18 protein-coding genes are annotated in these 24,847 nt (G+C 72.0%); 7 read left to right on the top strand and 11 right to left on the bottom strand.

Annotated features, from left to right (window positions below):
• Window positions 1-221 precede the first annotated feature (221 nt).
• Window positions 222-1,208, bottom strand: a complete 987-nt coding sequence (locus ACFRKB_RS17855; RefSeq protein WP_383106808.1) for a DUF4349 domain-containing protein — start codon at window positions 1,206-1,208, stop codon at window positions 222-224.
• Window positions 1,209-1,359: 151 nt separating this feature from the next.
• Between ACFRKB_RS17855 and hemG the strand changes: the two genes are divergently transcribed.
• Together hemG and hemQ are read left to right on the top strand one after the other, a co-directional pair.
• Entirely contained in the window at window positions 1,360-2,814 is a 1,455-nt protein-coding gene (gene hemG, locus ACFRKB_RS17850) for a protoporphyrinogen oxidase (protein ID WP_383106807.1), read from the top strand.
• Between the two features lie 4 nt (window positions 2,815-2,818).
• Complete coding sequence (gene hemQ, locus ACFRKB_RS17845) at window positions 2,819-3,535, top strand: hydrogen peroxide-dependent heme synthase (protein WP_383106806.1); 717 nt, start codon at window positions 2,819-2,821, stop codon at window positions 3,533-3,535.
• Between the two features lie 80 nt (window positions 3,536-3,615).
• On the opposite strand, the gene ACFRKB_RS17840 is transcribed toward hemQ, so the two are convergent.
• The 9 genes from ACFRKB_RS17840 to ACFRKB_RS17800 all read right to left on the bottom strand — a co-directional run bounded on the left by ACFRKB_RS17840 (window position 3,616) and on the right by ACFRKB_RS17800 (window position 17,105).
• A complete protein-coding gene (locus tag ACFRKB_RS17840) occupies window positions 3,616-3,789 on the bottom strand; it encodes a hypothetical protein (RefSeq protein WP_383106805.1) in 174 nt (57 codons plus the stop codon).
• Complete coding sequence (locus ACFRKB_RS17835; RefSeq protein WP_383106803.1) at window positions 3,786-4,979, bottom strand: cytochrome P450; 1,194 nt, start codon at window positions 4,977-4,979, stop codon at window positions 3,786-3,788. Before ACFRKB_RS17835 ends, ACFRKB_RS17840 begins: the two co-directional genes overlap by 4 nt.
• Window positions 4,976-8,170, bottom strand: a complete 3,195-nt coding sequence (locus ACFRKB_RS17830; protein WP_383106802.1) for an AMP-binding protein — start codon at window positions 8,168-8,170, stop codon at window positions 4,976-4,978. The genes ACFRKB_RS17835 and ACFRKB_RS17830 overlap by 4 nt, the downstream gene beginning before the upstream one ends.
• Window positions 8,167-9,297 (bottom strand): aminotransferase class V-fold PLP-dependent enzyme, encoded by a 1,131-nt coding sequence (locus tag ACFRKB_RS17825; RefSeq protein ID WP_383106801.1) that lies wholly within the window; start codon window positions 9,295-9,297, stop codon window positions 8,167-8,169. The genes ACFRKB_RS17830 and ACFRKB_RS17825 overlap by 4 nt, the downstream gene beginning before the upstream one ends.
• Window positions 9,298-9,363: 66 nt before the next feature.
• Window positions 9,364-10,359 (bottom strand): proline dehydrogenase family protein, encoded by a 996-nt coding sequence (locus tag ACFRKB_RS17820; RefSeq protein WP_383106800.1) that lies wholly within the window; start codon window positions 10,357-10,359, stop codon window positions 9,364-9,366.
• The gene (locus ACFRKB_RS17815; protein WP_383106799.1) at window positions 10,356-11,516 is read right to left on the bottom strand and encodes a fatty acid desaturase; all 1,161 of its coding nucleotides are present in this window, start codon (window positions 11,514-11,516) and stop codon (window positions 10,356-10,358) included. Before ACFRKB_RS17815 ends, ACFRKB_RS17820 begins: the two co-directional genes overlap by 4 nt.
• Before the next feature lie 56 nt (window positions 11,517-11,572).
• Window positions 11,573-13,525: a S9 family peptidase gene (locus ACFRKB_RS17810; RefSeq protein WP_383106798.1), complete on the bottom strand. Its 1,953-nt coding sequence runs from the start codon at window positions 13,523-13,525 to the stop codon at window positions 11,573-11,575.
• Complete coding sequence (locus ACFRKB_RS17805; RefSeq protein WP_383106797.1) at window positions 13,522-15,828, bottom strand: ATP-grasp domain-containing protein; 2,307 nt, start codon at window positions 15,826-15,828, stop codon at window positions 13,522-13,524. The genes ACFRKB_RS17810 and ACFRKB_RS17805 overlap by 4 nt, the downstream gene beginning before the upstream one ends.
• Window positions 15,825-17,105, bottom strand: coding sequence for an ATP-grasp domain-containing protein (locus tag ACFRKB_RS17800; RefSeq protein WP_383106796.1), 1,281 nt, complete (start codon window positions 17,103-17,105; stop codon window positions 15,825-15,827). Before ACFRKB_RS17800 ends, ACFRKB_RS17805 begins: the two co-directional genes overlap by 4 nt.
• 147 nt (window positions 17,106-17,252) lie before the next feature.
• Here ACFRKB_RS17800 and ACFRKB_RS17795 point away from each other — a divergent pair, with 147 nt between their 5' ends.
• On the top strand, window positions 17,253-18,452 hold the full coding sequence (locus ACFRKB_RS17795; RefSeq protein ID WP_383106794.1) for an MFS transporter: 1,200 nt from the start codon (window positions 17,253-17,255) through the stop codon (window positions 18,450-18,452).
• A 66-nt stretch (window positions 18,453-18,518) separates the two neighbouring features.
• Here the strand turns inward: ACFRKB_RS17795 and ACFRKB_RS17790 are convergent, their stop codons facing one another.
• Window positions 18,519-19,745 (bottom strand): helix-turn-helix domain-containing protein, encoded by a 1,227-nt coding sequence (locus ACFRKB_RS17790; protein WP_383106793.1) that lies wholly within the window; start codon window positions 19,743-19,745, stop codon window positions 18,519-18,521.
• A 303-nt stretch (window positions 19,746-20,048) separates the two neighbouring features.
• Between ACFRKB_RS17790 and ACFRKB_RS17785 the strand changes: the two genes are divergently transcribed.
• From ACFRKB_RS17785 to ACFRKB_RS17770, 4 genes are all read left to right on the top strand, one after another.
• The gene (locus ACFRKB_RS17785; protein WP_383106791.1) at window positions 20,049-20,279 is read left to right on the top strand and encodes a hypothetical protein; all 231 of its coding nucleotides are present in this window, start codon (window positions 20,049-20,051) and stop codon (window positions 20,277-20,279) included.
• A 44-nt stretch (window positions 20,280-20,323) separates the two neighbouring features.
• Complete coding sequence (locus ACFRKB_RS17780) at window positions 20,324-22,921, top strand: ATP-grasp domain-containing protein (RefSeq protein WP_383106789.1); 2,598 nt, start codon at window positions 20,324-20,326, stop codon at window positions 22,919-22,921.
• Window positions 22,912-24,189, top strand: coding sequence for an MFS transporter (locus tag ACFRKB_RS17775; protein ID WP_383106788.1), 1,278 nt, complete (start codon window positions 22,912-22,914; stop codon window positions 24,187-24,189). The genes ACFRKB_RS17780 and ACFRKB_RS17775 overlap by 10 nt, the downstream gene beginning before the upstream one ends.
• A gap of 73 nt (window positions 24,190-24,262) precedes the next feature.
• Entirely contained in the window at window positions 24,263-24,841 is a 579-nt protein-coding gene (locus ACFRKB_RS17770; protein WP_383106786.1) for a hypothetical protein, read from the top strand.
• Window positions 24,842-24,847 lie beyond the last annotated feature (6 nt).

Raw genomic sequence — 24,847 nt, 5'->3', positions numbered from 1 at the left:
CCCTCAAAACCCCCCGCGCGGGGGCCCCCCCGTCCCTGTCTCGCCCCCCCCCACCTGGTGGTTCCTGGGGGGCCCCCCCCCGCGGGCCCCACCCCCGGGGGGGCCGGGGTGGGGGGGCCCCCCCCCCCCCCCCCGCCGCCGATGACCACCATGCGCTCCGCCGCCATTGCGCGCCCCTCTCGCTTCCGTGTTCCAGGGGAACGCTACGCGGACGGATCAGGTCAGTCCTCGCGTGTCCCCCCGGCGGCCGGTCCGCCGGGAACCGGCGCGGGCTCGGCCGCGGGCGCGGGAGTGGGGGTGGGCGCGGGGGTGGGCACGGGTACGGGCTCCGGCCTGCGTACCAGCCGGCCGCGTACCAGCCGCCACAGCAGATAGAGCACCGCGAGCACGGCGGCGAACGGTGCCACCGCGCCGATCACCACGCCGATCCAGCGCACCGTCGCGGTCAGCGCGTCCCAGCCGCCGCCCAGCGCGTCCAGGAACCCGGGATCGTCCTCCTTCTTCTCCTTCTTGGCGACCGGAGCCTCGGTGAGTTCCAGCGTGATGGTGGCCAGGGACGTGCGGTCCTTGAGCGACGCCTGCTGCGCGAGCAGTGACTCCAGGGCGGCCTGACGCGTACTCAACTCGCCTTCCAGCGACACCACATCGCTGAGCGAGGTCGCCTGGTCCATCAACTCCCGTACGCGCGCGACGCTCGCCCGCTGCGAGGCGATCCTGCTGTTCACATCGACCACCTGGTCGGTGACGTCCTTCGCGTCGGCCTTGCGCGCCACCAGCGTGCCGGTGCCCGCCAGTTCGGCCAGCACGTCGTCGTACGCGTCCTGCGGTACGCGCAGCACGATGCGCGAGCCGACATGGTCGCCCTCGACCCGCTCGGTGGACTCGTTCTCGACGAGACCACCGGAGTCCACGGCCACGGTCCGCGCCGTGGCGAGCGCCTTCTCCGTGTTCTTGACGCGCACGGTGAGTTCCGCGGTACGGATCACATGCGTACCGGCCTTCGCGGGCCGCTGCTCTCCATCCGCCCCCTCGCTCACCGACGCCGGAGCGCCCGCGCCCGGCGCGGCCTCCGCCGAGTCCGCCCGCTCCGCCGGTTTCGCGGCGCTGTCCGCCATCGACTTGTTGTCGGCGCCGTCGGAGGCGCCGCATCCGGCGAGAGCGAGTGAGACGGTGAGTAGTGCTGCCGCGAACGCTGGCATCGCGCGCATGTCGGCCCCCCAGGGACGGTTGATGAAAGCGAGAGAGTGTGACGCCCGTTCGACGTGCGAGGCCCCTGCACGGATGCTCATTTACGGTTCCGAAGCGGTCACGGTCGGGACTCGTTATGGAACGTCCCTGACGGTTTGAGAGAGTGGGGACATGGAGTCGAGCGCGCAGCACGTGGACACGCCTGCCGGCCATGTCGTCGTCATCGGGGGCGGCATCGCCGGTCTCGCCGCCGCGCACCGGCTGCTGGGCGCCGGGATCCGGGTGACGCTGCTGGAGGCCACCGGCCGGCTCGGCGGCAAGCTGCGGACCGGCGAGATCGAGGGCGCCCCCGTCGACCTCGGGGCCGAGTCGATGCTCGCGCGCCGGCCCGAGGCCGTCGAGCTGGCCGGGGCCGTCGGGCTCGGGGAACTGCTCCAGCCGCCCACCGCCACCACCGCGTCGGTGTGGACGCGCGGAAAGCTGCGGCCCATGCCCAAGGGCCATGTGATGGGTGTGCCGGGCGATCCCGCCGCCCTCGCCGGGCTGCTCTCCGACGAGGGGCTCGCCAGGATCGCCCGCGAACCGGAACTGCCGCCCACCGAGGTCGGCGACGATGTGCCGGTCGGCGCGTACGTCGCGGAGCGGCTCGGCCGCGAGGTCGTCGACCGGCTCGTGGAACCGCTGCTCGGCGGGGTCTACGCGGGCGACGCGTACCGCATCTCCATGAAGGCGGCCGTCCCGCAGCTCTTCGATCTGGCCAGAACCCATGGCTCCCTGCTGGCGGGTGTGCGCGAGCTCCAGGCCAGGGCCGCGGCCGGACAGCGCGACGGCGCGACGCCGGGCGCGGTCTTCGCGGGCATCGCCGGCGGTGTGGGCAGACTGCCGGGCGCCGTCGCGGACGCCGTACGGGCGGGCGGCGGCGAGATCCTCATGGAGACGCCCGTCCTCGGCCTCCGGCGCACCTCCGACGGCTGGCTGATCCGTACCGAGCGGACCGCCCTGGCCGCCGACGGCGTGGTGCTCGCCACCCCCGCCTGGTCCGCCTCGGCGCTGCTCGCCGAGGAGTCACCGGCCGCCGCCGCCGAACTCGCCGCGATCGAGTACGCCTCGATGGCGCTGGTCACGATGGCGTTCCGGCGCGCTGATCTCGGCACGATGCCCGAAGGCAGCGGCTTTCTCGTACCGCCCGTGGACGGCCGCACGATCAAGGCGGCCACGTTCTCCACCCGGAAGTGGGGATGGGTCGCGGACGCCGCGCCCGGCCTCTTCCTGCTGCGCACCTCCATCGGACGGTACGGCGAGGAGGAGCAGCTGGAGCGCGAGGACGCCGATCTCGTGGCTGTCTCGCTGCGCGACCTCGGGGACGCGGTCGGGCTCACCGCGAAGCCGGTGGCCACGGAAGTGACCCGCTGGACCGGCGGCCTGCCGCAGTACCCCGTCGGCCACCTGGCCAGGACCGCCCGGATCCGCGAGGCCGTCGCCAAGCTCCCGGGGCTGCGGCTGTGCGGCGCCGCGTACGACGGCGTCGGCATCCCGGCGTGCGTCGCGTCCGCCCGGCGCGCCGCCGACGAGATCATCGCCACGTCGACCCTGGCGCGGGGCACGGACCGGGGCGCGGGAGAATAGCCCCATGACTGCTGCACCAGAGAAGACCCCGAACGCGGGCAAGAAGGCCAAGGACCTCAACGAGGTCATCCGCTACACGCTGTGGTCCGTCTTCAAGCTGCGCGACGTGCTGCCCGAGGACCGGACCGGCCTCGCGGACGAGGTCCAGGAGCTCTTCGACCAGCTCGGCGCCAAGGACGTCACCGTACGCGGCACCTACGACGTGTCCGGGCTGCGCGCGGACGCCGATGTCATGATCTGGTGGCACGCGGAGACCTCGGACGAACTCCAGGACGCGTACAACCGCTTCCGCCGCACCCGGTTCGGACGGCAGCTGGAGCCGGTCTGGTCGAACATGGCGCTGCACCGCCCCGCCGAGTTCAACAAGTCGCACGTACCGGCCTTCCTGGCCGACGAGACGCCCCGCGACTATGTGAGCGTCTACCCCTTCGTACGGTCCTACGACTGGTACCTGCTGCCCGACGAGGACCGCCGCAGGATGCTCGCCGACCACGGGAAGATGGCCCGCGGCTACCCCGACGTACGCGCCAACACGGTCGCCTCGTTCTCGCTCGGCGACTACGAGTGGGTGCTGGCCTTCGAGGCCGACGAGCTCTACCGGATCGTCGACCTGATGCGCCATCTGCGCGGCTCCGAGGCCCGGATGCACGTCCGCGAAGAGGTCCCGTTCTACACGGGCCGCCGCAAGTCGGTCGCGGACCTCGTGGCGGGACTCGCGTAACTCCCGGCCTCCGTAGGCGATGTGGATGTGGTGACCGGGCCGGCCCGCCGTGGGCCGGCCCGGTCACCCCGCCCGGAAGATCAGACGACCGGCGGCGGCGCATGCCCGCTCACCCGCTCGTCCAGCGACACCGGGTCCGGCTCCGGGTCCATCGGCCGCGCCGATCGCGGCCGATGGAACCCGAGTCGGTGCTCCCGTCGCGTTCGCCGGGGCGGGCGCGGGGTGGTCAGGGTGAGGATGGTGTAGAGGTTCATTTCGCTGTGATCCTCACCGGGAGGCTTTCCAGGCCGTTCACGACGATCGAGCGCAGCGGTACGGCCGGGGCGGTCTGTTCGATGGTGTACGCCGAGTCCAGCAGCTCGGTGAAGAGGATCCGCATCTCGGTACGGGTCATCATCGCCCCGAGGCAGAAATGCGTTCCGGCACCCAGCGCGAGGTGGCGGTTGGGGCGGCGGGTGAGGTCGAACGTGTCCGGGTTCTCGAAGTGACGCTCGTCCCGGTTGGCCGAGGGGGTCCACATGACGACGCGGTCACCCGCCTCCAGCGGGCGGTCGCGCAGCATCACGGGCTCGGTCACCGTGCGCATGATGTGGGTCGCGCTGGAGGTCCAGCGCAGCACTTCCTCCACCGCGGTGGGCATCAGAGCGCGGTCCGCGCGCAGGCGTTCCCAGTCGGCGGGACGGTCCAGGAAGGTCTTCATCCCGCCGGACACCGCGAGGCGGACGTTCTCGGTGCCGCCGACCAGGAGGTTGTCGCAGTTCAGGAGGATGTCCTCCTCGCTGAGCAGGTCCCCGTCGACCTCGCCGTTGACCAGCGCGCTGACCAGGTCGTCCTCGGGCTCGTCCATCCGCCGGTACATCAGCTCGACGAAGTACGCCATGATTTCCTGATGCGCGACGCTGCGGGTTTCCGGCTCGCCCGCGCCGAACGCCTTGCTGGTGAGGGAGAAGAGCATCTCCTGCTCATGGTCCGGTACGCCCATCAGCCGGCAGATCACATAGAGCGGCAGCCGCGCCGCGACGTCGGTGACGAAGTCGCATTCGCCCAGCGCGGCCGCGCGTGACACGACCTGGCGTACGGCGCCGCGCATCGCGTCCTCCAGCGAGCGCACCGAACGCGTGGTGAACCAGTCGGCGACCAGCGTACGGAGCGCCTTGTGGCGCGGCGGGTCGGTGAGCGCGAGGGTACGGCCGCCGCCGGGGTCCTCGCCGTGGGCCCGGGGGCGCAGCAGGATGCCCCGGGCCGAGCTGAAGACCCGTGCGTCCTGGAAGACGGTACGGATGTCGTCGTACCGGGTGAGCGACCAGAACGCGGGGTACTCCGCGGCGTCGTAGCGGCGGACCGGGTCGTTGTCGCGCATCCAGCGCCAGACCGGGTACGGGTCGCCGGTCGCGTACAGCCCGGGGTCGACAAGACTGACGGTCTCGGGGGCGAGCACGCTCATGACGGGTCTCCTTCTGGCAGCGGCAGGGTGTGTACGAGGTCGGCGAGCCGCTTCGCGAGCTCGTGGGCGAGGGTGTCCGGGACGGCGTCGGGACGGTAGTTGACCGCGAGCCGCAGCCGGCCGTCGGGCAGCGGCCAGAACTCCGTGTGTACCTCCAGCGGGATGCCCAGGTAGGGCGGGCGCAGCTGCGCGGTCCTGAGACCGGCGAGGTTCAGTTCGGGGACGGCGTTGTCCTGGAGCACCAGGAGGGTCTGGAAGAGCGGGGCGCGTCCGGTGCGCGGCGGGTTGAGCAGCCGTACGAGGTCGTGGAAGGCCACGTCCTGGGCCCTGAAGGCCCGGTCCAGGATCCGGCCGGCCTCGGCGACGGCCTCCGGCCCGCCGCCGACGGCCGGGCCGCGCAGTCGCAGACAGGCCATCTCGATGTGGCAGCCGACGGCGTCGTCGAGGCGGCTGTCGAAGCGCTGGGCGACCGGTACACCGACCGCGAAGTCGCGCCGGTCCGTCAGCCCGGCGAGCAACTGCCCGTAGCAGGCCAGCAGTACGGCGTACCGCGTGACGCCCGCGCGGGCCGCGGCGGCGTCCAGGCGGGCCGAGGCATCCTCGTCCAGCAGCCGCTCGATGCGTCGGGGGGCCGGCCGTTGGAGGTCTGTGGGGTCCCTGGGATGGGGCGTCAGGGGCCAGACCAGTTCCGGTACACCGCGCAATTCGGCGTGCAGGGTGGTGCGTTGGCGCTCCAGGTCGGCCTGGGCCAAGCGGTCCGCGCGCAGGCGTGCGGTCTCGGCGACGGACAGCGCGGGGGGCACGGGGCGGCGCGCGGGGGCGGTGGGGGACCTGGCGGCGGCGGACTCGTCGCGGGACGCGTTGTACGCCCTCGCCAGGTCCGCGGTGAGGACGGACTCCGACCAGCCGTCGAACGCGATGTGGTGGACGACGCAGCCGAACACCCAGGCACGGCCGGACTCCAGCGGTACCAGCGCGGTACGCCACACCTCGCCCTCGGCGAGTGCGAGCGGGGCGCCGAGTGTCGCGCGGAGCGCCTCGGCCGCCGCGTCCGCGTCCGGTTCCGCCTCCAGGATCTCCAGGACGGGCGCGGGGAACTCCACGACGCGCGCGACGGGCCGGGGCGTGGCGAGGTACGCCGTCCGCAGTACTTCGTGGCGCTCGTGCACGGCCTCGACGGCGCTGTCGAGGGCGTCCAGGTCCAGCGCGCCGTCGATCCGGAAGACGAGCAGGCAGTGGGCGGAGCGGTCCTCCGGTGTGAGGAGGTGGTGGGTCAGATAGCCGGTCTGCATGGGCGTCAGGGGTATGTCGGCGCCCTCCGCGAGGGGCGCCGGGCCGGCCGGGCGCGTGCGCGCCAGCCACTGTCCGAGGCCCCGTGCGGTCGGGAACTCGTACAGCCGCGACACGGGCACGGGCCGCCCCAGTTCCGACGCGAGCCGCGCACACACCCGGCCGGCGGCCAGCGAGGTGCCGCCCAGCTCCGCGAAGGGCGTGTCGGCCGGGACGGAGGGCAGGCCCAGTACCGCCGCGAAGACGGCGGCGGTACGGCGGGCCGGTGACCGGTCGTCGCCGGTGCCGTCGGCGGGGCAGGCACCGGCACCGGTCGCGGAGGGCCCCACGTCCGGGGGCAGTTCCCCGAGCAGGGCCCGCTCGTCCAGCTTGCCCTGGGCGGTCACCGGGAAGGCGGACACCATGACGACGGCGTCCGGCCGCTGATAGTGCACGAGGCCGGTCCGCAGCACCTCCTCGGCGCCGGTCAGGCGGTCATCCGGCCGCTCGGGCACGCAGAACGCCACCAGACCCGAGGCGTTGCCGGCCTCGTCCCGGCGCGCCACCACCCGGCAGTCGCGGACGCCCGGGATCAGCTCGCGGATCTGCCGCTCCACCTCGGCCGGCTCGATCCGGTGGCCCCGGATCTTCACCTGCCGGTCGGCGCGGCCCAGGTAGTGCAGCACCCCGTCGTCGTCCAGCCGGCCGAGGTCGCCGGTGCGGTAGACGCGTACGTCCTCGCCGTCGGCCGATCGCACCAGGGGGAACCTGGCCTCGGTGAGCCCCGGGTCGCCGAGGTAGCGCAGCGCCAGTCCGTCGCCCGCGACACAGATCTCGCCGTCGATGAGGTGGATCCGCGTACCGGGGACCGGCCGGCCGACCGGGATGCCGCCGGGCAGGTCGCAGTCGGCCTCGGTGACGCGGTGGGTGGTGGCGAAGACGGTGCTCTCGACCGGCCCGTAACCATTGATCAGGGCGATGCCGGGGTGGCGGCGGACGAAGGCGCGTACGTGCGGGACGGACAGCCGTTCGCCGCCGGTCATCACCTGGGCCAGCCCGAGGAAGGCGTCCGGGTCCTCGTCCACGATCATGTTGAACAGACCGCTGGTGAGCCAGACCGTGTCGGCGCCGTGGCCGGCGACCGCGTCCCTCAGCGCCTGTCCGGACAGATACGGCTCCTCGACCACGAGTGATGTGCCACCGCTGAGCAGCGCGCTCCACAGCTCCAGCGAGAAGGCGTCCCAGGGGAGCGCGGCGGCCAGCGGGATCACCGTGGCGGTGTCGAAGCGGGCGAAGGTGCCGGGGCGCACCAGACGCGCGGTGGCCCGGTGCGGTGTCAGAACTCCCTTGGGCCGCCCGGTCGTTCCGGAGGTGAAGAAGACACTGGCCGGCGCGTCGGGAGCGACGTCGGCGGGCGGCGGGAAACCGGCGGGCGGCCGCGGGGCGGTGTGGTCGTGACCGGTGGGCGACCACACCGGCAGCCCCGCCCGCCCGCATGCGGTATCTCCCGTGATGATCAGGCGCGCGCCGAGCTGGGCGGTGACCTCCCGGATCCGCCGGTCCGGCCAGGCGGCGTCGAGCAAGGCGTACGCGGCGCCCAGTTTCAGCACGGCGAGCACCGAGGAGATCAGCTCGATGCCGCGCGGCAGCAGTACGGGAACCAGGTCGCCGGGGCCGATGCCCCGGCGGGCCAGCGACGCGGCCAAGGCGTCGGCGGTGCGGTCGAGTTCGGCGTAACTCACCCGCCGTGCCCCGTGCACGACGGCGGTGGCTCCGGGGCGTTCGGCGGCCCAGCGGCTGACGGTGGTGTGCAGGGTCTCCTGATGGCCGCCGCCCGTGCCGGGGCCTGTCTCCACGCCCGCGCCGATGCCCGTGCCCGTGCTCGTGGACGTCTTCGTGGACGTGCTTGTGGCCGCGCTCATGTCCGTACTCCGACGACCCCGCGCAGCGCCCGTCCGAAGATCTCTATCTCCTCAAGGGTGTTGTAGTAGTGGGCCGAGACGCGCACGGCGGTCTCCACGCCGCGCTCCGCCATGTAGAGGGGGGTGTGGTGGCCGACGATCTTCCATACATTGACGCGCTGCTCCGCGAGCCTCGCCATGACGGTTCCGGCCTCGGCGTCGGGGTGGCGGAAGGAGAGGATGCCCGACTGTTCGGTGCCGGGTGCGATGAGCTCGACGCCCGGAATGTCCTCGACCGTGGCGCGCAGCGCCCGGAACACCTCCTTGTGGTCGAACGGCGTGCCCTCTTCGAAGAGCGTGAGCGCGGTGTTGAGCCCGGCCACGGCGGCGGTGCCGCGCTCGGCCAGCTCCAGGGAGCGGGCGCTGTGGTCGTCGATCCGGTAGCCCGCGGCCGAGTCGATCCGTGCCACGTGCAGATCGTGGAACTCGGGGACCAGCGCGGCGCGCAGCTCGGGCGCCACATAGGCGAAGGCGGTACCGCGCGGGCCGCGCAGGAACTTGCGGCCCGCGCCGGTGAGCAGCTGACAGCCGATACGTGCCACGCTGACCGGCAGCTGGCCGATGGACTGGCAGGCGTCGACGGCGTAGAAGCAGCGGTACGGCGCGAGCAGGCGCCCGATCTCCTCGACCGGATTGACGATGCCGCAGCCGGACGGGATGTGCGTTACCGAGACGAGGGCGACGTCGTCCGCGATGTGGGCGGCCATCCATTCGAGGTCGAGGTCGCCGCCCGGCAGGGTGGGTACGACCTCGATCACGCAGCCGGTGCGGTCGCGCAGATTGAACAGCGAGATGAGGTTTCCCGCGTACTCGTAGGGTGTGACCCAGACCCGGTCGCCGGGGCCGAGGGACAGCCGGGGCACGACGGCGCACCAGGCGCGGGTGGCGCTGTCGAACAGGGCCACATCGGCGACCGGGGCGTCGAGCGCCCGGGCGAGCCGGCGGTAGACCTCGTCGTTGACGATCCCGTCGAGGAAGGCCTCCGTCTCGTAACAACCGGTCGCTGCCTCACGGTCGAGGACCTCGGCCATGGTCTGCCGCACCTCGGCGGGCACCAGGCCCGCTCCGGCCGTGTTCAGGTGGATCATGCTGTTCACTCGCTCCCTCGTGTGCGGATACGTGATCGGCGGACTTCCTCGGCCGGGCAGGACCTACTAGTAGCCCGCACCCGCGGTGTGACCGCCGGCCTGGTGGCGCTCGGCGATGTCCGCGAGCGCCGTCAGCACCATCGGCGGGTGCTCGGCGAGCCGGTGCAGCAGGTGCAGCCACCAGTTCTCGCCGTACGTGGCGTAGACGCGGCACGTGTAGCCCGCCTCGCGGTAGGCGCGCAGCAGCTCGGGACGCACGCCGTGGAGCATCTCGATCTCCTCGACCCGGTCCAGCAGCCCGCTCGCCGCGGCGGCGGTGAGTATGGCGGCGTCCTGGGTGGCCAGGCTGAGCCGGGCGCCCCGGTTCACCAGGTCTCCGGCGAGCCGCAGATAGCGCGCGTCGAGCGCCGGGCCGCGGCCCAGGGCCACCTCGGGGGGCGCGGCGAAGGCACCCTTGACCAGGCGGATCTTGCGGCCGGCGACCGGGATCGTATCGAGGTCGGCCTCGGTGCGGTGCAGATAGGCCTGGAGGGTGATGCCGAGGTTGGCGTGGTCGGCGGCGAGATCGCGGTACGTGGCGAGCACGTCGTCCACGGCGGGCGCCCGTTCCATGCTGAGGACGACTTCGCAGCCCCGGGCAGCCGCGGCCCCGGTGATCCGCGCGGTGTTCTTCTCGGAGAGCCCCCGGGAAAAGGCGAGGCCCACGTTGGAGAGGTCGAAGCCGAGCTGTTCCGGGACCGGTTCGTGGGCCAGGACCGCCAGGTACTCGTCGACGACGCGCTCGACCTCGACGGGGTCGGAGTTCTCCTCGCCCACGAACTCCACGGCGATCCGGTACGACTTGGCCCGCAGGACTTCGAGGTGGCCGAGGAACTCGTCCCGGTCCGCCGCGAGCACATACCGGCGCGCGGCCGGCGACAGTATGTCCTGGAGGACCGAACCGGGCGTGGTGAACGCGTCGCGGCACCGCTCGTCGGCGGCCAGGATGCGCAGGCCCTGGCTGGCGGACTCGTGCAGGGCGCGCTGGGACATGGGGGAGAGCACCGATGCTGCGGACTTCATGAGAGGACCTTGGCCTTTTCGTCGTCGATGGCGAGCTGCCCGGCCCCGGCGAGGACGGAGGCGGCGGGGTCGGGGGTGCCGGACTCGGCGGCGAGCACCATCAACTGGGCGAAGCTGGCACCGGCCGCCGCCGGGTCACCGCCGAGCCGGCGCCAGGCGCGGTACTTGGCGGCGTAACTGATCACGGTCTCCTTGTCGCGCCGGCCGCGCGGCCGGGTGAAGGCGCCCGCCCACAGGCCGTCCCAGGCGGCGTAGCCGGGGTCGTTGAGCAGCACCTTGTGGGCGCGGCCGAGGTTCCAGAAGGGAATGCCGGCGTTCATGTGGTGGACCAGGTGGTAACGGTCGTTGTGACGGCTGAGGAAGAACCGTTCCAGGAACACGCCGTGGCGGTTCCGGGTCAGCAGGATCTGCTTGTTCTCGCTCTCCGGCATCGGGTAGTGCTCGGAGAGTTCGGCCAGCCAGCCGATGGCCACATTGGTGGTGAACAGCGGTACGAACCAGAACAGCAGCAGCTCCGGCAGTACCCCGAACCAGGCGCAGACACCGAAGATCATGGCCCACTGGGTGACGAAGACCAGCTGCTCGGTGCGCAGCCGCACGGGAACCGACACGGTGATCTGCGAGCTGTCGCAGAAGACCCGCTCGCGCGCGATGTAACCGAGGTAGTTGACGGTGCGCAGGCCCAGCGCGGAGGCCACGACCTCCTTGAGGAAGAAGTGCCGGTCGGAGCGCTCGGTGTCGTAGAGACCGCACTCGATGTGGAAGCTGTAGTCGGGGTCGTCCTGCGCGTCGCCCAGGTTGCGGTGGTGATTGCCGACGTGGGAGCTGCGGTACGGCCCGTAGAGGTGCCATACGAGGTAGCCGGAGAAGAGGGAGCCGCCGACCAGGTTCAGGGTCTTGTTCCTGGCGAACACCTTGTGGCTGGACTCGTGCAGGAAGTGTGCGAGGAACCGCTGTACGGAGCCGATGACGAGCAGCGCCACCGGATAGAACCAGTACGAGACTCCGACGCACACCGCCACGCAGGCGGCGATCAGCGCGTACTCGAAGAGGATCGCGAGCGGTGCGTGGTGGTTGTCGAGGGCCCGGAGGTTCCGCAGTTCCTTGCGGATGCCTGGAGCGAGCCGGTCGAAGTTCAATGGCTCGAAAGTGGACATGGGAATGCCTCTGTTCGTTCGAGGAGTGTGGGAGCCGCGCTGCCCTGGGGGCCGGCTCAGAGCGCGGGGGTGAAACCCAGTGCGTGTCCGTAGAGATCCAGTTCGGCCCGGAGCGAGTCGGCGATGGTGCCCGAGCGGCGGAAGCCGTGCCCCTCGCCCTCGAAGGCCAGGTAGCGGTACGGGACCGCGGCGGCGTCGACCCGCTGGAGCAGGCGCTCCGCCTGGGCGGGCGGGCAGACGGTGTCGTCGAGTCCTTGCAGCAGGACGAACGGGGCGCGGATACGTGCCGCGTCGAGCAGCGGCGACTGCTTCTCGTACCGGTCCTGGGCCTGTGGCCAGGGGCCGATCAGCGTGTCGAGGTAACGGGATTCGAAGTCATGGGTCTCCTCGCGCCAGCTCACCGGGTCGAGTACCGGGTAGTAGATCCCGGCCGCCCGGTAGAGGCCGGGTTCGGCGGCGATCGACGCCACGGCCGTCCAGCCGCCCGCGCTGCCGCCGCGGATCGCGACGCGCCGCGGATCGGCGAGTCCTTCGGCGATCAGGCCGCGCACCGCGGTGGCGCAGTCGCGGACATCGGTCAGGCCCCAGCTGTGGCGCAGCCGTTCGCGGTACGCCCGGCCGTAACCGGTGGAGCCGCCGTACTGGACGTCCAGGACACCGATGCCCCGGCTGGTGAAGTAACTGATCTCCTGGTTGAGCACCAGATGGGTGCGGCTGGTCGGGCCGCCGTGCACGAAGACCAGCCAGGGCGGCAGTTCGTCCTCGGGGCCGGTGACCGTGGGGTGGTACGGCGGATACACGTGTGCGTGGACCGGTTCGCCGTCGGCGCCCCGGTAGGTGCGCCGGTACGGGGTGGTGGCGTAGGCGTCGAAGGAGGTCCCGGCCGTTGCCCCGGAGGGGGCCCGTACGGTTTCGACGCTGCCGTCGGCCGGATCCGCCAGCACGACGGTGCGCCGCCGGCCCGGCGAGGAGGAGACCGCGGCGATCCGTCGGCCGTCGGTCGCGGCGAAGTGCCATTCGGTGGCCGGACCGGCGAAGTCCGTGAGGGTGCCGTCGGCGGTGAGGACGCCGAGCCTGCGCTCGCCCACGCCGTGGATCACGGCGAGCGACCCGTCCAGCAGCGGCAGGCACCACCGCAGGCCGATCCGCCACAGCGCCTCGCCGAACTCCTCCGGACCGGGGCACAGTTGGCGGACCCGGCCGTCCCGGCCGATCGCGTGGACGTTCCACCAGCCGTCCGGGTCGCTGACGGCGTACAGGGTGCCCGTGCCGTCCGTGGCCCAGTCCGCCTGGGTGACCGCCTCACGGTCGCCGCCCAGGCGGGCCACCGCCTCGCCGATCGTCCCGTCCGGCTGGATCTCGGCCACCATCAGACGGGTCGTGTCCCAGGGCATGTCCGGGTGGTCCCAGCCGAGCCAGGCCACCCGGTCGCCGCCGGGCTCGACGCGCGGGCCCGTCATGAAGTGGTGGCTGGCGGCCAGTTCGCGTACCCGCGACGGGTCGGCGGCGGCGCTGCCGTCCAGCGGAAGCGCCACGAGATGGCGTCGTGCCGAGCGTGCGGTATCGTCCGTCACGGTTTCGCGCAGGCACCAGACCTCGTCGCCGCGCACGGCGAAGTCCGCGTACCGCAGCTCGCCGGGCCGGCCGCCGGCCGGGCTCAGCGGTTCCGGGGCCGTGCCCGGCCGCCAGCGGTAGACCCGCTGGTCGGCACCGTGCGTGAAGACCAGGCCGTCCTCGGCCCGGCCGGACAGGGCCAGCCATGGGCGGCCGCCGTACTCGATGACCCGGGTGCGTACGTCCCAGCCCGCCGGAAGCACCTCGCGGATGCCGTCGGCTGAGCGGCACATGAGGCCGCTGCGGCCGTCCTCGTCGGGGAGCACCTCGGTCCAGCAGACGTCCTCGCCGAGGAACCCGACCCACTCCAGCAGGGCGTCGCCGCGGGCGGCGTCCCCGGCCCCGACCGGCGAGGGCCAACTACCGTACGGATGACACTGCTTGACGTCCGTCATGCCGGCAGCGCCTCCTCGTGCGCGCGGTACGGGCGGCTCGGGCGGTATGACCCGTACGAGATCCGGGGGATGCCGGGGGCGCCGCTGTCCAGCTCGTACCCGGGGACGGCCGGGTCGTCGCTCACCCAGAAGTGGCCGTCCAGATCGGACCAGTCGCACAGGCCGGCGAGCTGGGCGGCGTACGCGATGGCCCGTGGCGGCTCCAGGAAGCAGCCCAGCATCCGGGCCGCCCCCCGCTCGGTCGCGCCCGTGAGGGCGGTCAGCGCGGGCAGGATTCCGCCGAAGCGCATCAGTTTGACGTTGAGTCCACCGGCCGCGCCGACCGCGAACTCGGCGTCCGCCGGGGTGGCGACGCCTTCGTCGAGGACGACGGCGGTGCCGGGCAGCGCGGCGCGGATCCCGGGCAGCAGCGCCGGGTCGCGCACCGGATCCTCAAGGACGGCCGGAGCCAGCTCGGTGACCAGGGGGCGCAGCCGCTCCCAGTCCTGCCTGTCCCAGCCGCGGTTGGCGTCGAGGATCAGCGGCGCGTCGACGCCGAGGAGCGAGCGCAGGACCCGCTCGTCGTCCGCACCGCCCAGCTTGATCTTGAGCGGCCGGCCGTCGAGAGGGATGTCCTCGCCGATGGGCACGGTGTGCAGCAGCTGGACGCGACCGGGCTCGGGCAGTCCGAGCAGCTGCCACACCGGTACGCCGGCCAGCCGGGCCGCGCGGTCCAGGAAGGCCATCTCCACGAGCATCCGGGCGGCGGCGCTGACGCCGTCGGCGGCGGCCCTCTCCAGGCCCGCGCGGATCGGCGCCACCGGGTCCTCACCGCGGTCGCATGTCGCGGCCACGGTACGTGCCAGCGCTTCCGCCTCGGCGGCGATGGCCGGGCCGTCCTGGCCGTAACCGCTGTCGGCGGCGATCTCGCCCTCGCCTGCGCACTCGCCGCCGGAGAGCAGCCGCAGCCGGAGGAGGTCGACCGTCTCGATGGTCATGTGGGAGATCTGGAACGAGCTGGTGAGCGGCCGGGATTCGAGGGTGACGGACACCTCGGGCGGGCCGGGGTCCTGGTCCGGTTCGGTGACCGGCTCGACCGTGAACCGCACCGAGTCGACGAGCCGACGGGCGAGCTCACGCGCCTCGGCCGGGGTCGGCGCCCCGACGACCACCGCGCCCACGCGGTCGCCGCCGCAGCGGAAGCCGGAGATCACATCGCCGGGGGAGGCATGCAGTTCGGCGTGGAGCACGGCCGGGTGCGAGCGGACCGCGTCCCAGCCTTCGACGGCGACCACCCGGCCGGCCGGCGGGGCGAAGTAGCGGGTGGCGGCGGCGCGTGAGGCGACGGGCAGTCGCGTGGGCCGGCCGAGTACGTCGTCGTAGACGGTCCCGTAGAGCTCCAGGCCGGGCAGGGCGTGCGGGAGCATCCGGTGGATCCAGCCACCGCCGATCCGGGCGTGCACCTCACCGAGGACGATCCCGTCGGCGGTGAGCCACAGCTCGACGTGGAAGAGGCCGAAGCTCAGCTCCAGGGCGGTGAGCGCCGTGGTGACGGTGTTCTCGATGCGGCGGCGGGTCTCCTCCGGGATGTCGGCGGGCAGCACGTGCCCGATCTCGACGAAGTACGGGGGTGCCAGCTTCTCCTTGGCCGTGACGGCGAGGACACGCGGGCTGCCGCCGAGGAAGACACCCTCGACGCTGAACTCCGCGCCGTCGACGAACTCCTCGATCAGGAAGGGGACGTCGCGCTCCGGGAGCTGCGCGAGCGCGGCGGGCAGCTCGTCGGCGTCGGTGATCTTGCGCACCCCCGCGCTGTCCATGCCGTCGCGCGGCTTGACGACCCAGGGGCCGGCCGAACCGGCGAGGAAGGCACGGGCCTCGGCCTCGTCCGCGCACAACCGGACAGCGGGCTGCCGGAATCCAGCGGCGGCCAGCGCCGCCCGGCACGCGTCCTTGGTACGGATCCGGCGCACGGCGGCGGGCGGGTTGCCCGGCAGCGCCAGGGCCCGCGCGGTCTCGGCGACGGCTTCCTGGGCCAGCTCGCGCACGCCGAAGACGACGGCGGGGCGCTCACCGGCGGCGGCGCGCGCGGCCGCCCAGCCGGCGGTGTCGCCGGGGCGCGTGAAGTCGACGGCGCCGGCGCCGTCGGCCGCGGCGGTGACCGCCGGGGTGGCGGTGAGGGTGTCGGCGAGGTTGGTCACCTGCGTACGCAGTCCGCGGGCGCGCGCCTGCTCCAGTGCCTGTACGGCCACGTCGACGCTGAGCGTCATCTCGCTGCCGCCGCCGATCAGCAGCAGTTCGGGACGGTGAAGTGCGGATGTCATGCGGCGGCCCGCCCCGAGTCGTCGCGCAGCCGGTAGACGCGGTCCTTGAGCTGCTGGATGCGCGCGTAGTCCCGCTCCACGACGTCGGCCGACGGGTCACACAGGTGCACCCCGAAGGTGGCGGTGTACAGGTCGACGGTCGGGCGGATGCGCTTGCCGGGGCCCAGCTTGGGGACGAAGGTATGGACCGACGGCAGCGCCTTGATCTCCGCGACGACGTCCTGGTCGATCTCCTCGACGACGCCGTCGAGGTCGGTGGACGCGAGGATCCAGGTGGCGTGCGTCAGCTTGCGGTAGGTGCCGCCGGCGTAACGGTCCAGGAACTCCCGCGGACGGGCGTAGGCCAGCGCGGTGACAGCGGCCTGATTGCCGCCGAGGCAGACGTCGTGGAAGTCGGGGACCAGCCCACCGCTGAGCCGGGCCCCGACCTCGACGAGCGTGGGGCCCTCGGGGGTGACGATGATCTCCGCGTGTGTGGGCCCGTACTGGATCCCCAGGGCGTCGAGCACCTCGTGCATGTACGCGATGATCTCGGGCGCGGGGCTCGACAGCGGCGGGGTGATCGAGTCGCGGTCGTAGATGCGATGGGTGCCCTTGAGCCGCTTGTGGTACTGCCAGATGCCGCAGGCGTACCGCTCGCCGCCGTAGGAGACGAAGTCGACCATGTACTCCTCGCCCTGGAGGAAGGACTGGATGAGGACTTCGTCGTTGCGCTCGTGGAAGATGTTGACGGTGCCGAGCACGGCCTCGGCGGCCTTGCGTACCTCTTCGACGCTGCCGCAGATGGCCACGCCGTCGGTGGCGGCGGAGGACAGCGGCTTGACGACCACGGGGTAATCGCCGCGCCGCTCGGCCCAGGAGACGAGCGCTTCGACGCTGTCGCTCTTGAACTGGTCGGCGCAGCGGACGCCGGCCCGGCGCAGGGCCTCGATCATCTCGTACTTGTCGCGGCGGGCGGCGGACAGGGCCGTGCCGTTGCCCGGCAGTCCGAGCAGCTCGGACAGCTCGTCCGCCAGCGGTACGCCCGGTTCCTGTCCGGCGACCACGCAGATCGGCGCCAACTCCGTGAGGAGCGCGGCGGTTTCGGCCGCGGTGCCATAGGGCACGGCTGCCCGGTACGCGGTGAGATCGGGCAGCCTCATCGAGGTCATCAGCTCAGGGGTGCTCTGTACATGCACCACGTCAATGCCAAGTTTGGCAAACGCTGGTGGCAAGTGATTGCCAGTGGTGTAGGCGTCCACCAGTACAGCAACGGGGCGTGATTCGGCGCTCTTCATGTGCTCCACCTTGTGCTCAGGGGGCAGTCTCCAGCCGGAATCGGCCAGGGTGGCTTGCAGGGATTGGTAAGAGGTTGCCATATGGTTTGCCTAGATGGCAATGTTGTTCGCACCATCCGCAGAGCTCGCCACACGAGGGAACCGCCCATGACCGTCGAAGCACCCCCCGCGCAGCCCCGCTCAGGACTGGGGCGCGGGACCGCACTGACCATCGCGATCGCGGGCGCCCTCACGGTCGCCAACATCTACTTCCCGCAGCCCCTGCTGGACGCCATCGCGTCGGGGCTCGGGGTGTCGGGATCGGCCGCCGGCCTGATCGCCACCGGTGCGCAGGTCGGGTACGCGCTGGGCATCAGCCTGGTCGTCCCCCTCGCGGACGTCGCCCGGCTGCGCCGGCTCACCACCGCGCTGCTGCTGCTCACGACGGCCGGACTGCTGGTCGCGGCCGCCGCCCCTAATCTGGCCACGCTCACCGTCGCCACGGTCGCCCTGTCGACCACGACGGTGCTGCCGCAGGTGCTCATGCCGACGGCCGCCTCGATGGCCGGGCCCGCCCACAGCGGCCGTACCGTCGGGATGATCGGCATCGGCATCACTCTGGGGTCGACGCTCTCGCGCACGTTCTCCGGCGCGGTCGTCGGGCTCAGCGGCGACTGGCGCACCGCCTACCTGGTGGCCGCCGCGCTCACGGGCGGGCTCGTCCTCGTCCTGCCGCGGCTGCTGCCCGAGTACGGCGGCGGGGAACGGTCCGTCCCGTACTGGAAGCTGATCGGGACCATGCCCAAGCTGATCCTCGCCCACGCCGAGCTGCGGCTCTCGGCGTTCCTGGGGGCGACGGTCTTCGCCGCGTTCAGCGCCTTCTGGGCGACACTCGCCTTCCACCTCGCCGGGCCGCCCTTCGAGAAAGGGGTGGCGTGGGCCGGGCTGTTCGGTCTGTTCAGCCTGCCGGCGGCGCTGCTGTCGTACTCGGCGGGCAGGCTGAGCGACCAGCGCGGACCGTTGTACGTCAACACACTCGCCCTGGCCTGCGTCGCCGCCGCCTTCCTGATCCTCGGCGTCTACGGCGGCGACTCCATGACCGCGCTCGTCATCGGCTCGAACCTGCTGGTGTACGGCGGAAGCTGCTGGCAGGTCGCCAATCAGGTGCGCGTCTTCAGGCTGGACGAGCGGATCCGCGCACGGCTCAACACCCTCTTCATGCTCGCCAGTTTCGCCGGCGGCGCGGTGGGGTCACTGACCGGCACCGCGCTCCACGCCAGATACGGCTGGACCGGGATGATCCTGGGGTGCGGCGGTTTCCTGCTCCTGGCGGCCGTCGGACTGCTGCGGGGCCGCCGCCTCGGCTGACCCCGGCCGCGTGTTCCTGTCCGGCCGGTCTTCGCGGACCCGCGAAGACCGGCCGGACTTACTCGTTCAGGCAGTGGGAGCTTCGTGCGATTTCGCGAGGGTCTCGGCCAGCAGCCGCCAGATGTCGGCGGCGAGGTCGATGTTCGACGCCGCCTGAGCCTCCTCGGCCAGGGCCCGCATCCGCTTCAGGCCCTCCTGCTCCTGGCCCTCGATGATCAGCAGCCGGCTGTCGAGTATTTCCAGGCGCACCCGGTTGCGGTACGTCATATGGGGATCGGTGCCGCGCACCCGGTCGAGCAGTGCGCGTGAGTCCGCGAACTGCCCCCGCTGGAAGGCGATCTCGGCCTTGAGGAACGTCACCTCCTGCTCCAGCGCGGGAATGCTGACGAAGACCAGGCTCGTCTCGGCCTGCTCGATGTACTGCTCCGAGATGTCCAGTTCCGGCGGTGTCTTCTGCAGGTGCAGCCGGGCCGCCGCCACCCGCAGCCGCGTCCACAGCGTCAGGTTCTTCGCGCTGCTGAAGCGGTCCAGCGCCTGCTCCAGCAGCTCCTGGGCGGCGCCGAGATCGCCCTGGCGCACCCGGACGGCGGCGGCCGTCCACAGCGCCTCCGCCCACAGGGAGTCCGAGCGCCCCACGGTCAGGGCGGTCAGCTCGTCCGCGTGCGCCCGCGCCTGGGCCAGCCGCCCGACCTCGGTCTCGGCCGACACGAGGGCCAGCAGGCTGGAAACCATGTCCTGCGTGGGCAACTTGTTGTCCCGCGCCAGCTGGTGGGCCGTGGTTGCCGCCTCGACGGCGGGGACGATCTCACCGCAGGCGCGCAGGCAGCGTGCCAGTTGAGTGAAGCCTCTGGAGCGCAGGGCGGGCAGGCCGAGTTCGTTACCCAGCGCGACGAGTTCCTCCAGGAACGTGCGCTCCTTGGCGTGTTCGTTGTGCCGTCGCCGCCACTGCGCGACGAGCCACAGGGCCTGCCAGCGCAGCAGCGGGTCCTGGCCGTCGTCCGCGCGGAGGGCGCGCTCCAGCGTTGTGAAGGTCTCGTCGGAATCGGTGGAGGTGGCGATGGCGAGGGCCTGGGCCAGTGAGTCGGTGGCGCCGGACTCCTCGAACGCGGCGACGCCGATGCCCAGTCTGGAGGCCAGATGTTCCACGGCGCGCGCGGTGGGCTGTCGTGCGCCGGACTCCAGCCGGGACAGGTACCCGGTGGACATTCCGTCGCCGGCGAGCGCGGCCTGGGACAGGCCCCGCTCTCTGCGCAGCTGCTTGAGCCGCCGCCCGAAGGAAGGCTGTTCCAGCACGTGATCAACCCCATTGGTCGTACTGCGAGGTGGGGGGAAAGGGGCGGGGAGCCGGGTGCGCCGACTCCAGCACAGGTTGCCGTAAGTGAGGACGAGGCTAGCCAGAAACGGGGCAGCTAGGCAAATCCTTGCCCAGGGATGTGGAACGGGTTGGCGTGGATCGTGCGGTCCTGGTGGAGATCGGGATTGCCAATCAGTTGGCAACTCCTTGCCAAGCTTGTGATGACTGTATTAGCTTCCTGGGCAAGCGGCAGCCGCCGAGCCGGGCCGCACCTCGTCTTTCATTTCTGCCAAGGAGTAGTTGTGGAGCCCTTCCCCCGTGTCACCCGGATCCGTGTCGCAGCCGGCGCGTTCGCCTTCGTGGCCCTCTTCGCGATCGCCGCCGGTACGGCGGATGACATCGGCTGGCCGGTTCCGCCCACCAACTCCCTCGTCGCCGCGGATGACATCGGCTGGCCCGGTCCGGCGCCGTTGCCCGGCTTCGCCGTCATCGCGGAGGGCGACATCGGCTGGCCCGTCCCGCCGGCCGCGTAACGCACCGTCAGATACCCGATACCGCACAGAGAGTGATGGACTCGATGGCTTCCGACTTGCCACCCGCTCGCGCGGTCAGGACCGCCGTGATCGTGGACGGGTACTCCACGGGCACCTTCCTGCCCCCTGCCTTCGCCCGGCTGGGCGTCGACGTGGTGCACGTCCACAGCACCGCCGAACCCATGTCGACGATGCTCCAGCCGGACCTCGGCGCCTACCGGGACAACTACCACTGCCCGGACGGCTCCTTCGAGCGGACCGTCGAGGCTCTCGCCGCACTCGGACCGGTGGCCGTGCTGGCGGGCCAGGAGCCCGGGGTCCCGCTCGCCGACGCGCTGAGCGAGCGCCTCGGGCTGGCCACCAACGGCACGGCGCTCTCCGGCGCCCGCCGGGACAAGTACGAGATGATCGAGGCCCTGCGCCGGGCCGGAGTGCGGTGCGCCGACCAGTACAAGGGCAGTGACCCCCAGGCCCTCGCCGACTGGGCCGAGCGGGCGGGCTCGTACCCCGTCGTCGTCAAGCCGCTGAGCTCGGCCTCGACCGACCACGTCTACCGCTGCCACAGTTCCGCCGAGGTCCTGGCGGCGGCCCGCGCGGTGCTCGGCTCCACGGACATCTTCGACCGGCCCAACACCGAGGCGCTCGTCCAGTCGTTCCTGGAGGGCACCGAGTACATCGTCGACACCGTCAGCGTCGACGGCGACCGCTATGTGTGCGGAGTCTGGGAGTACGAGAAGCAGATCCTGCCGGGTGGCAAGAACGTCTACGACCTCGATGTCCTGCTCGACCCGGCCACCGAGCCGGTCCCCGAGCTGATCGCCTACGTCGACACCGTGCTCAAGGCGCTCGGCATCCTGCACGGCCCCGCCCATGCCGAGGTCATCATGACCCCGCGGGGTCCGGCCCTGGTCGAGATCGGCGCCCGCCTCAACGGCAACATGAACCCCGGGTTCCACGACCGCTGCCTCGGCGCCAACCAGGCCGACCTCACCGCCCTCGCCTACGCCCGCCCCGAGGAGTTCGCGCACCGGTACGCCGGCCTCGTCTACTCCCCCCGCGCGGCGGCGGCCGTACACAGCACCCGTACGGAACGCGACGGCGTCGTGGAAGCCGTGAACCAGGACGCCGTCGATCGCATCGCGGCCCTGCCCAGCGTGCACCTGGTGGGCGTCAAGCTCGCGCCCGGCAAGCGGATCAGGCCCACGGCCGACCTGCTCACCAGCCCGCTGCGGATCTTCCTGACGGCACCCGACCCGGCCACGATCCGCGCGGACCGCGCGACCATCCAGACCCTGAAGGACGAGGTCTACCGGGTGACCGAGGGCGACTCCCGCCCCAGCGTGCTCCTGCTCGGCACCGACAAGTACGTCATGCAGGCCTGCGTACGCAACGGTGTCGGCGCGGTCGTCGTCCAGGGCCCCGGTGGGTACGACCATGGATTCGCCGAGGTACCGCGGGAGTTCACTCGGCTGCTCGTCGACGACCAGCAGAGCCCGGAGGCCATCCTGATGGCCCTGCACCGGAACGGCTTCGGCGAGCACCGGTTCGACGCCGTCCACACCTCCGACGAATGGGGGCTGGTGACAGCGGGCGTCCTCGCCTCGTATCTCGGCTGCCGTGCCATCGACCCGGTGACCGCCGTCCATTTCCGGGACAAGTCGCTCCAGAAGCGCAAGGTCGCCGCCGCCGGCGTGCCCACCGCCCGCGTCACCGTCATCGACGACGTGCACGACGTCTCCGGTGTCCCGTGGGAGTACGAGAAGGCCGTGCTCAAGCCGGTGGCGGGCGCGGCGACCGCGCGGACCACCGTCGTCGACAGCCCGGCGGCGCTGAGCGTCCTGAGCCGCCGTTACCGCACGGACCGCTCCGCACAGCGCACCTTCGTCCTGGAGGAGTACATCGGCGGCGAGGAATGGATCGCCGACGGCTTTCTCCGCGACGGCGAGCTGCGCTTCCTGGCCGTCGGACGGTACGGCGCGCCCTGCCTCACCATGATCGACGAGCAGACCCCGCTGTGGATGCGGCACTTCGACCCCAAGTCCGAGACCTGGGCCTACGACCGGGCCGAACCGACGGTCCGCCGCTGCCTGGAGGCGCTCGGCCTGCGGGACGGCGTCTTCCACATGGAGCTCTTCCACGATCCGCGCACCGGCCGCCTCACCTTCAGCGAGTGCGCGGCCCGGCGCGGCGGAGCCCTCGTGCACGAGCAGGTCCAGGCGAAGTTCGGCATCCACCTGGGCGAGGAGGCGCTGCTGAGCGCCCTCGGGCGGGAGCCGCGCGGGGACCTCGACCACCGCCCCGAGCTCTTCGGCACCACCTACCTCAAGGGGCGGGCCGGGACACTCTTCTCCTGCCCGTCCCCCGCCGAACTGCGCGCCCTGCCCGGTGTCGAGTACGCCCGGGTGGAGTTCCCGGCGGGCGGCACATTCCTCGGCGACATCGACAACACCAATCACCGGATGGGTCAGGTGCTGGTGTCGGCCCGCAGCGAGGAGGAGCTCGAAACCCGGTTCGCGGAGGTACGCGCCTGGTTCGACGAGCGCATGGTCGTGGCCCCCCAGGGTGTCACCGGCCGCGAACTGCGCGCCTGGGGCCGTGAGACGCGCCCCGACGCCGACTTCCGGGACCCGCTGTGGCAGTGACCACGGAGCCGCCGGCGGGCACCTCCGCCGGCCGGCCGGGGCCGCTCGCGCGGCTCCTGCCGGAGCGCGGGCCCAAGCGCCCCCTGGCCTTGGCCACCTTCGTGAACGCCCTCGGCAGTGGGATGTTCATGTCGTCCAGCGCCCTGTACTTCACCAGGGTCGTGCACCTCCCGATGTCCCAGGTCGCGTTCGGGCTGTTCGCCGGGGCGATGGTCGGCCTGGTGGCCGGCGTCTTCGGCGGCCGGATCGCCGACCGCTGGGGCGCCAGGGAGACCCAGATCGCGGTCATGCTCGCGGGCACCGTCTTCATGGGCTGCTTCCTGCTGGTCGACGCCTTCTGGTCGTTCGTCCTGATCTCGGTCCTCACCGGTGTGGTCTTCGCGGCCGACAAGTCCAGCCGGGCGCCGCTGGTGCGCGGCTTCGGCGGGGACGACCCGGCCAGATTCCGCGCCTACCTGCGGGCCGCGACCAACCTGGGCATCTCCCTCGGCGCGCTGGGTGCCGGTGTGGCCATCCAGCTCGACACCGCGCCGGCCTATCTGAGCCTGGTCGGCGGCCGGGCCCTGGCCTTCGCGGGCAGCGCGGTGGCGCTGCTGTGGCTGCCCCGGCTGGTGCCCGTCCCCGCACCGCCGCTCAGTGGCCGCTGGGACGCCCTGCGGGACCGCCCGTACCTCGCGGCCACGGTCCTCAACTGCCTGATGTCCCTGCACTTCGCGGTGCCGACCTTCCTCCTGCCGCTGTGGATCGTCGACCACACCGAGGCACCCCGCTGGATGGTCTCCGGGGTACTGGTGCTCAACACCGTCCTCGTCATCACCCTCCAGGTGGCGGTCAGCAAGAACGTCTCCGACCCCGAGTCGGCGGGCACCCGGATGCGCTGGGCGGGAGTCGCGGTCTGCGCCGGCCTGCTGCTGATGATGACGGCGGGCAGCGTGTCCCCATGGGCCGCCGCCGCGCTGCTCCTGGTGGCAACGGCCGTCTATACGCTCGGCGAACTGTGGCACGCGGCGGCGGCCATGGAGTACTCCTTCGGACTCGCCGCCCCGCACGCGCAGGGCCAGTACTCCGGCATCTTCGGGCTCGGCGGCGGTGTCGCCGAAGCGCTCGCGCCCGCCCTGCTGGGCACCCTCGCCTTCAGCCTCGGCCGGCCCGGCTGGTTCCTGCTGGGCGCGCTGTTCCTCGTCGTCGGCCTGGTGAGCCGCCCGCTCGTCTCCTGGACGGTCCGTACCTCACCGCAGGTCCGGGCGTACGAAGCCCCTTCCGCGTAACTCCCGCGAACGACCCCTTCACCCCCTTCCCCTTCAGCGTCCGGGCGACCGCCCGGAGAAACCGGAGATCACCATGGCCACGGCCACGCCCACCCTCAGCCCCATCGACAGCGATCTCGTCGAGATCGTCCCCGGGCTCCAGCTCGACCACGACGAGATCGTCAAGGCGTACCACCAGTACATCGAGCGCGTCCCGGACGCTCCCTCGGGCAGGCCCGAGGACCGGCTGCGCCGCCTGGGCCTGACGCACCGCGCCGGAGCCGAGGACCCGTGGCGCGACGCCGGCAACGGCCAGTTCGACCAGCGGACCGGCACGAAGAACTTCGAGGAGAACGAGTTCGCGTTCTTCAACGACGCGCTCAAGGACACCTACTTCCATGAGCTGTACCGGCAACTGCCGTTCCGTCCCGGCCGGATGCGCCTGGTCACCCTGGGCCCGGGCGAGATCTACCACATGCACACCGACCACTCCCGGGTGGCGCACGTGGCGATCCAGAGCAACGAGGACAGCCGACTGCTCTTCCGCAGCGGCCACACGTACCACGTGCCCACCGACGGCCGGATCCACATCCTCAACACCCTCCGCCACCACTCCGCCTACAACGCCGGTGGCACGGAGCGCATCCACCTCACGATGACGCTGGCCGACTGACCCCAC

Source organism: Streptomyces scopuliridis, assembly GCF_042790125.1.
In the GTDB taxonomy this organism is placed as follows: domain Bacteria; phylum Actinomycetota; class Actinomycetes; order Streptomycetales; family Streptomycetaceae; genus Streptomyces; species Streptomyces scopuliridis_A.
The sequence above is the reverse complement of the archived record's forward strand: the minus strand, read 5'-3'. Positions and strand labels throughout refer to the sequence as shown.

Coding starts and splice junctions, on each gene's coding strand:
- ACFRKB_RS17855 (WP_383106808.1), bottom strand. CDS start 1,208: ATGCGCGCGATGCCAGCGTTCGCGGCAGCACTACTCACCGTCTCACTC.
- hemG (WP_383106807.1), top strand. CDS start 1,360: ATGGAGTCGAGCGCGCAGCACGTGGACACGCCTGCCGGCCATGTCGTC.
- hemQ (WP_383106806.1), top strand. CDS start 2,819: ATGACTGCTGCACCAGAGAAGACCCCGAACGCGGGCAAGAAGGCCAAG.
- ACFRKB_RS17840 (WP_383106805.1), bottom strand. CDS start 3,789: ATGAACCTCTACACCATCCTCACCCTGACCACCCCGCGCCCGCCCCGG.
- ACFRKB_RS17835 (WP_383106803.1), bottom strand. CDS start 4,979: ATGAGCGTGCTCGCCCCCGAGACCGTCAGTCTTGTCGACCCCGGGCTG.
- ACFRKB_RS17830 (WP_383106802.1), bottom strand. CDS start 8,170: ATGAGCGCGGCCACAAGCACGTCCACGAAGACGTCCACGAGCACGGGC.
- ACFRKB_RS17825 (WP_383106801.1), bottom strand. CDS start 9,297: ATGATCCACCTGAACACGGCCGGAGCGGGCCTGGTGCCCGCCGAGGTG.
- ACFRKB_RS17820 (WP_383106800.1), bottom strand. CDS start 10,359: ATGAAGTCCGCAGCATCGGTGCTCTCCCCCATGTCCCAGCGCGCCCTG.
- ACFRKB_RS17815 (WP_383106799.1), bottom strand. CDS start 11,516: ATGTCCACTTTCGAGCCATTGAACTTCGACCGGCTCGCTCCAGGCATC.
- ACFRKB_RS17810 (WP_383106798.1), bottom strand. CDS start 13,525: ATGACGGACGTCAAGCAGTGTCATCCGTACGGTAGTTGGCCCTCGCCG.
- ACFRKB_RS17805 (WP_383106797.1), bottom strand. CDS start 15,828: ATGACATCCGCACTTCACCGTCCCGAACTGCTGCTGATCGGCGGCGGC.
- ACFRKB_RS17800 (WP_383106796.1), bottom strand. CDS start 17,105: ATGAAGAGCGCCGAATCACGCCCCGTTGCTGTACTGGTGGACGCCTAC.
- ACFRKB_RS17795 (WP_383106794.1), top strand. CDS start 17,253: ATGACCGTCGAAGCACCCCCCGCGCAGCCCCGCTCAGGACTGGGGCGC.
- ACFRKB_RS17780 (WP_383106789.1), top strand. CDS start 20,324: ATGGCTTCCGACTTGCCACCCGCTCGCGCGGTCAGGACCGCCGTGATC.
- ACFRKB_RS17770 (WP_383106786.1), top strand. CDS start 24,263: ATGGCCACGGCCACGCCCACCCTCAGCCCCATCGACAGCGATCTCGTC.